Below are 6435 nucleotides of genomic sequence, written 5' to 3'. Positions count from 1 at the left end.
GGGCCGGTGGGACGGGGCAGGCGCTCGTACGTGATATCGAGAGCGGCTATTTCGCCCGCTTGCTTCTGACTCCGGCGACGCGGACGGCGATCGTGCTCGGCCCGATGATTGCCGGGATGCTACAACTGCTCGTCCAGACACTCCTCATCTTCGGGGTGGCGTTCTTGCTCGGTTTGTCGATCCCGGTCGGCCTGCCTGGTTTCTTGTTCACGGTATTGCTCGCCATCGGATTCGGCCTCGGTTTTGCCGGCTACTCGGTCGGCGTCGCCTTGAAGACACGGAACGCTCAGGCCGCCCAAGCCGGGACACTTTTGTTCTTCCCGCTCATCTTCTTGTCGACGACGTTCGTCCCGAAAGAGTTGATTGAGGCGGAATGGCTCAAAGTGGCGGCGACGTTTAATCCGACGACGTACATCTTTGAAGGGATGCGTGCCGTCTTGACACAACCGACGATCGACTGGAGCGCGTTATCGGCCGGACTAGCTGTCGCCGGGGCAATGAGCGTCATCATGGTCGTGTTTGCGGCGACGAACGCGCGTGGTGCCTTGAAACAAAAATGACGAGCGGGAATCATACCCGCTCGTCCTGGTCGATCATAAACGTGACAATCAAAAAGAGAACAAAACTGATTAAGGAGACCGTGCCCCCGATGATGAAGTAGACGAGGGTGACGGTCTCATTCCATTGGAACGGGTTCATCGTATAGAACCACATGCCGCTCGTCAATCCGATTGATCCGATGACGGCCGTCCATCCGTGAATCGTGACGAGCAGTTGGTTTCGGACCGAATAGACACGATAGAACACGCCCCAGGCGAAGACCGATAACCAACCGGCGAGCAAGATATGGGCATGGATCGGACGAAAGGCATAACTGCCGGCCCCGGACATATGCGAACCGATCGCCGTCCCGATGACACCAAACAAGGCGGCGAGGCGAATCAAACGAAGACTCCAAACGTTTTCCATGGTGTAAAACAACTCCTTCAAGGTGATGGCTTTATCGTAACGAAGCCAGATGAACGGAAGATGAACAGGGATTGAATCGATGCGCTTCGTGGAACAGCAGTAGAGAAGGAGGGAGACGATGGATCAACTGAGAACAATGATACAAATCATACTGACCGGGGTAGGTGCCTACTTGGCGATCATCCTCATCTTGCGAGTCTCCGGTAAACGGACACTCGCTAAAATGAACGCTTTCGATTTTATCGTCACCGTCGCGCTCGGATCGATTTTAGCCACGACACTGACGAGTCGACAGACGCCGTTATTGAACGGACTGACCGCGTTTGCGACACTCGTGTTCATGCAATACGTCATGGCCAAGTTGGCGACCCGGTCAAAACGGGTGAATCAACTGATCAAGTCGACGCCGGCACTGCTTTACTATGACGGTGCTTATTTAGAGGAGACGATGCGCCGTGAACGGGTGCTCGAGATCGAAGTGTTGCAGGCGATTCGATCGAGCGGTACGGATTTCAATCAAGTCGAGGCCGTCGTCTTGGAGACGGATGGGACGTTCTCGGTGTTGACGAGCACGGACACGGTGTTACGAAACGTCGAGACGAAAAAAACGACCCGGTTCCAATGAACCGGGTCGTTTGATCATTTGAATTAGAGGTACGTGCCTGCACCGACATAACGTGGTGCCCAGTAACCTGATGTGAAGCTGGCGTATTTAACACCGCCTGTTTCAGAGTTGATCATTTGCGTTTTGCTAAGTGCCATTCCAACGTGTTGGATTGTGCGACCGTTGTGTGAGAAGAACACGAGATCACCGGCTTGAATCGCTGACTTCGAAACTTTTTTCGAGTTTGCGTATTGCGAGCGAGAATCACGTGGAATCGATTTGTTGATGGCTTTCTTGTAAACGTGACCTGTGTAACCTGAGCAGTCAAATCCAGCAGTTGTCGTTCCGCCGTAACGGTAAGGTGTACCGAGGTACTTCTTCGACTCAGCAACCAATTTTGAACGGGCGCTTGAAGAAGACGTTGTTACTTTTTTCGCAGTCGTTGTCTTCGAGCTCGTCGCTTTCAAGTACGTATACGTCGATGAAGCTGAGATATAACGGTGAGTCCCTTTATAGTTGATTTTGTAGAACGAACCAACTTTACCGAGGTATGTATAGCGTTGGCCTTTGTTCATTTTTGCTGAAACTTTCGATGTGAGCGACGGTGCTGTGCGAATGTTCAAACCGTTAACTTTCGAGTAAGCGAACTTTCCGCTAGCAGCTTCTGCTTGTTCACCTGTTGTGAAAGCAAGACCCGAGAAAGCGAGAGTGGCAGCGACAATGATAGATGCGAAACGCTTTAACATATTGTTTTCCCTCCGTTTTTTAAAATAAAACCCTAAGTGGCTGTATATGGTCGATGTGTGTAAACAAGTTTAGAGCACAAGTTGCGTATGTTACCCGGTTTCCTGTGCAAATAAACTATATCATGCGCAAGACCGATGGCATTTTTCAATCACAAGACAAAAACAGTTTTCTTGTAATATATTTGAAACAATATGCGAGAATAGAGACTTGTTTGTTACATAGGAAGGGGAAAGGCTGTTATGTTTTCAATAACAGGGGAATAGACTGACATAAAGCCGTTTTTCAAACAGTGACGGTTCGATCAAATTGTGATTAGATGAATGAGGACTGAACGTTTACTTTTTAAATATAGAATCATGAAAGACAGGTGACTTGAATGAGTCAAACGACAGAACCGGCTAAAAATTACACGCTTCGGGAACTCGAGACGAAGACGTTGAAAGAATTATATGAGATCGCGAAAGAAGTGAACGTGCCCCAATATCGAGAGGCACGCAAGCGCGAGCTCATGTTTCGGATTTTAAAATCACAGGCTGAATCGAAAGATCTTTATTTCCTCGAAGGCATCCTTGAGATTATCCCGCCGAATCCACAATCCCAAAACGATGGCGGCTTCGGTTTCCTCCGACCAATCAACTACTCTCAATCGTCTGAAGATATCTACATCGCCGCCTCGCAAATCCGGCGCTTTAATCTTCGCAACGGTGACCTCGTGACGGGGAAAGTCCGGAAACCGAAAGAGAACGAACGGTTCCAAGGGCTGCTCAGTGTCGAGGCGGTAAACGGTGAGACGACCGACTCGACCCGGAATCGGGATTACTTCCCGGCGCTCACGCCGATTTATCCGGAACAGCAGATGGTGCTCGAGACGGAACCGAATCACTTGTCGGTCCGCGTCATGGACATGATCGCGCCTGTCGGATTTGGACAGCGTGGGTTGATTGTCGCCCCGCCGAAAGCTGGGAAGACATCGCTTTTAAAAGAGATCGCCAACTCGATCACGACGAACCATCCGAACGTCGAGTTGATCATTCTCTTGATTGACGAACGGCCAGAAGAAGTGACGGACATCCAGCGCTCAGTGCCGGGCGCAGACGTCGCCTACTCGACGTTTGACGAGACACCGGAAAACCATGCCCGGATTTCGGAACTCGTCTTAGAGCGGGCGATGCGGCTCGTCGAACATAAGAAGGACGTCGTCATCTTGCTCGACTCGATCACCCGTCTGACGCGAGCGTACAACTTGTCTGTCCCGCCAAGTGGTCGAACGCTCTCCGGCGGGATTGATCCGGCCGCGTTCCATAAACCGAAGAAGTTCTTTGGGGCGGCCCGTAACATCGAGGACGGCGGCAGTTTGACGATCCTCGGTACGGCGCTCGTCGACACGGGGTCACGCATGGACGACGTCATCTATGAAGAGTTCAAAGGGACGGGGAACATGGAGCTCCACCTCGACCGGAAGCTCGCGGAACGCCGAATCTTCCCGGCCATCGACATCCGTCGTTCGGGAACGCGCAAAGAAGAATTGCTGCTCGGCAAAGGCGAACTCGACTCGCTTTGGACAATTCGTCGCACGATGAACGAGTCACCAGACTTCGTCGATCAGTTCTTGCGCCGGGTCCGCGAAACGAAAACGAACCTCGACTTTTTTGCGGCGCTCGAGGCCGATAAGAAAAAGAGTCGCCGGCCAGTGAAAAAAACGAAAACGGACTTGTAAATCCGTGAACCGGGTGCTATTATATTCTAGTGAACTTTCTCTAGGTTGAAAGAATACTTAGGGCCGAAGGAGTTGAAAAGCAATGAAACAAGGAATCCACCCAGAATACCGTAAAGTCGTATTCATGGACTCGACGACTGAGTTCAAATTCATCTCTGGTTCGACTCGTTACTCTAACGAGACAATCACGATGGAAGATGGTAATGAATACCCACTCATCCGTGTCGATGTATCTTCTGACTCGCACCCGTTCTACACAGGTCGCCAGAAATTCGCATCTGCAGACGGTCGTATCGAGCGCTTCAACAAGAAGTACCAACGTTAATCGTCAACTTGTATGCACACCGCCTAGGGATTGCCCTTGGCGGTTTTTTATTGTCTTCTGATGGGTAAATAGACGAAAGACTGACGTGAGGGGGCTTTTATGGAATTCGTGCTGATTAGTATCAGTTTATTGATCGGGGTCGGCATATTGTCGCAATGGTTAGCCTGGCGCTATCAAATCCCGGCCATCATCGTCATGACGGTCGCAGGTATATTGGCCGGACCGATTTTTGGATTGTTCGACCCGCGCGAGCTGCTCGGTGAACTGTATAGTCCAATCATTTCGTTTGCGGTCGCCATTATTTTGTTCGAGGGAAGCCTCGGCCTCCACTTTAGTGAAATCAATCAATTTCGCCGGTCCATCGTCCGTATCGTGACGATTGGCGTGACGTTGTCGTTCGTCGGGGCCTCACTGTTGATTCAATACGTCGGGGGCCTGCATTGGGTCGTGGCTTGGACGATGGGGGCGTTGTTCGTCGTCACTGGTCCGACGGTCGTCATCCCGTTGTTACGCCAGGCGCATTTGAAAGATCGCGTCGGTGCCATTTTGAAATGGGAAGGGATCATCGTCGACCCGGTCGGTGCTCTCCTCGGTTTGTTCGTCATCCGCATTGGCTATATCGTTTACGAAGGAATGGACTTATGGATGCAATTATTGTTCGCGGGCGCTTGTCTCGTCGGCATCGGTCTCGGTTACTTGTTCGGGCACGTGTTGATGGGTTGGTTTGTCGGTGAGAAAATCCCTCGTTATCTCCGGGCCTCGGTCACGTTGACGGCCGTCTTGATTTTGTTTTCATTGAGTGAATTTATGATGCATGAAGTCGGTCTGCTCGCCGTGACAGCGATGGGGATGACGATGGCGAATACGAAACATCGTGATGAGGAGATCATCGAGGAGTTACAATCATTTAAAGAAGACATCTCGATCTTGCTCATCTCATCGGTGTTTATCTTGTTGACGGCGTCGTTATCACGCGATGAACTGCTCAACATCTTCCAATGGCCGCTCCTGCTGACAATTGCCGGTATTTTGTTTCTCGTCCGTCCGCTCGCGATTTACGGATCGACGATGGGGGTCGGCCTTCCGCTCAGTGAGCGCGGCTTCATCGGATGGATTGCACCGCGTGGAATTGTCGCGATGACGGTCGCCGGTTTCTTCGCAGAGGAAGTGGCGCATCTTGGTATTGCTGACGCGTCGCAAATGCTACCGCTCACGATCGGGCTCGTCTTTATTTCCGTGACATTGCACGGATTGACGATTCGTCCGCTCGCTCGAAAATTGCAGTTGATCGATTATAAAAAAGAAGAAGCGGCAGACGAATGAAGCAAAATCGGGACGGTAGCATGCCGTTCCGATTTTTGTTAGAAGTCAACCCTTTTCCTGTGACCGAAAGATGGTTATAATCGGAAAGCGATTAACGAAGGAGAGGGCGAAGTAGAATGATGCATGTGACGAACCGTTACGGTTGGATTGAAGTGATTTGTGGGAGTATGTTTTCTGGGAAGTCGGAGGAACTCATCCGCCGTGTCCGTCGGGCGCATTACGGTAAAATCCCTGTCCAAGTGTTCAAACCAGCGATCGACGACCGGTACCACGAAGAGAATGTCGTCTCACATAGCGGCAACTCGGTCGTGGCCGTGCCGATTCAATCGAGTCAAGATATGTACGATGCGGTGCGTGAAGAGACGCAAGTCATCGCCATCGATGAGGTCCAATTTTTCGACGAAGGAATCGTCGATGTGATTGAGCAATTGGCGTCAGAAGACAAACGTGTCATCTGCGCCGGACTCGATATGGACTTCCGAGGTGAGCCGTTCACGATGATGCCAGAACTGTTGTCGCGTGCGGAGTTCGTCACGAAGTTGCAGGCGATTTGCCTATCATGCGGAGCGCCGGCTTCGCGGACGCAACGATTGATTGACGGAGAACCGGCTCGTTTCGAGGACCCGGTGATCTTGGTCGGCGCCTCGGAGTCATACGAACCGCGTTGCCGCCATTGCCATGACGTCCCGAATAAACCACGCCCGGTCCGCCATACAGTGGCCGACTGACGTCAACGGACCGCCCCGGCGG

The 6435-nt window shown here is 51.6% G+C and carries 8 protein-coding genes; 6 read left to right on the top strand and 2 right to left on the bottom strand.

Features of this window, described 5'->3' with window-relative positions; genetic code table 11:
- Window positions 1-560 (top strand): ABC transporter permease (locus tag EVJ33_RS09125; RefSeq protein ID WP_131436424.1); only part of this gene is annotated, 560 nt, incomplete at its 5' end.
- 10 nt (window positions 561-570) lie between these two features.
- On the opposite strand, the gene EVJ33_RS09120 is transcribed toward EVJ33_RS09125, so the two are convergent.
- On the bottom strand, window positions 571-969 hold the full coding sequence (locus EVJ33_RS09120) for a hypothetical protein (RefSeq protein WP_131436422.1): 399 nt from the start codon (window positions 967-969) through the stop codon (window positions 571-573).
- A 118-nt stretch (window positions 970-1087) separates the two neighbouring features.
- On the opposite strand from EVJ33_RS09120, the gene EVJ33_RS09115 reads away from it, so the two are divergent.
- Window positions 1088-1594, top strand: a complete 507-nt coding sequence (locus EVJ33_RS09115; protein WP_131436420.1) for a DUF421 domain-containing protein — start codon at window positions 1088-1090, stop codon at window positions 1592-1594.
- A gap of 23 nt (window positions 1595-1617) precedes the next feature.
- Here the strand turns inward: EVJ33_RS09115 and EVJ33_RS09110 are convergent, their stop codons facing one another.
- A complete protein-coding gene (locus EVJ33_RS09110) occupies window positions 1618-2319 on the bottom strand; it encodes a C40 family peptidase (protein WP_131436418.1) in 702 nt (233 codons plus the stop codon).
- 377 nt (window positions 2320-2696) lie between these two features.
- On the opposite strand from EVJ33_RS09110, the gene rho reads away from it, so the two are divergent.
- The 4 genes from rho (at window position 2697) to EVJ33_RS09090 (ending at window position 6413) form a co-directional block, all read left to right on the top strand.
- Window positions 2697-4037 carry a transcription termination factor Rho gene (rho, locus tag EVJ33_RS09105; protein ID WP_021066108.1) on the top strand — a complete coding sequence of 447 codons (1341 nt, stop codon included), beginning with the start codon at window positions 2697-2699 and terminating at the stop codon, window positions 4035-4037.
- An 82-nt stretch (window positions 4038-4119) separates the two neighbouring features.
- Entirely contained in the window at window positions 4120-4362 is a 243-nt protein-coding gene (locus tag EVJ33_RS09100; protein ID WP_021066109.1) for a type B 50S ribosomal protein L31, read from the top strand.
- Window positions 4363-4461: 99 nt separating this feature from the next.
- Complete coding sequence (locus EVJ33_RS09095; protein ID WP_131436416.1) at window positions 4462-5685, top strand: cation:proton antiporter; 1224 nt, start codon at window positions 4462-4464, stop codon at window positions 5683-5685.
- A gap of 116 nt (window positions 5686-5801) precedes the next feature.
- A complete protein-coding gene (locus tag EVJ33_RS09090) occupies window positions 5802-6413 on the top strand; it encodes a thymidine kinase (RefSeq protein ID WP_131436414.1) in 612 nt (203 codons plus the stop codon).
- Window positions 6414-6435 lie beyond the last annotated feature (22 nt).

The organism is Exiguobacterium sp. SL-10, from assembly GCF_004337025.1.
Lineage (GTDB): Bacteria > Bacillota > Bacilli > Exiguobacteriales > Exiguobacteriaceae > Exiguobacterium.
The sequence above is the reverse complement of the archived record's forward strand: the minus strand, read 5'-3'. Positions and strand labels throughout refer to the sequence as shown.

Bases quoted from the DNA above. Each gene is read 5' to 3' on its own strand.
- EVJ33_RS09120 (WP_131436422.1), bottom strand. From the start codon at position 969: ATGGAAAACGTTTGGAGTCTTCGTTTGATTCGCCTCGCCGCCTTGTTT.
- EVJ33_RS09115 (WP_131436420.1), top strand. From the start codon at position 1,088: ATGGATCAACTGAGAACAATGATACAAATCATACTGACCGGGGTAGGT.
- EVJ33_RS09110 (WP_131436418.1), bottom strand. From the start codon at position 2,319: ATGTTAAAGCGTTTCGCATCTATCATTGTCGCTGCCACTCTCGCTTTC.
- rho (WP_021066108.1), top strand. From the start codon at position 2,697: ATGAGTCAAACGACAGAACCGGCTAAAAATTACACGCTTCGGGAACTC.
- EVJ33_RS09100 (WP_021066109.1), top strand. From the start codon at position 4,120: ATGAAACAAGGAATCCACCCAGAATACCGTAAAGTCGTATTCATGGAC.
- EVJ33_RS09095 (WP_131436416.1), top strand. From the start codon at position 4,462: ATGGAATTCGTGCTGATTAGTATCAGTTTATTGATCGGGGTCGGCATA.
- EVJ33_RS09090 (WP_131436414.1), top strand. From the start codon at position 5,802: ATGATGCATGTGACGAACCGTTACGGTTGGATTGAAGTGATTTGTGGG.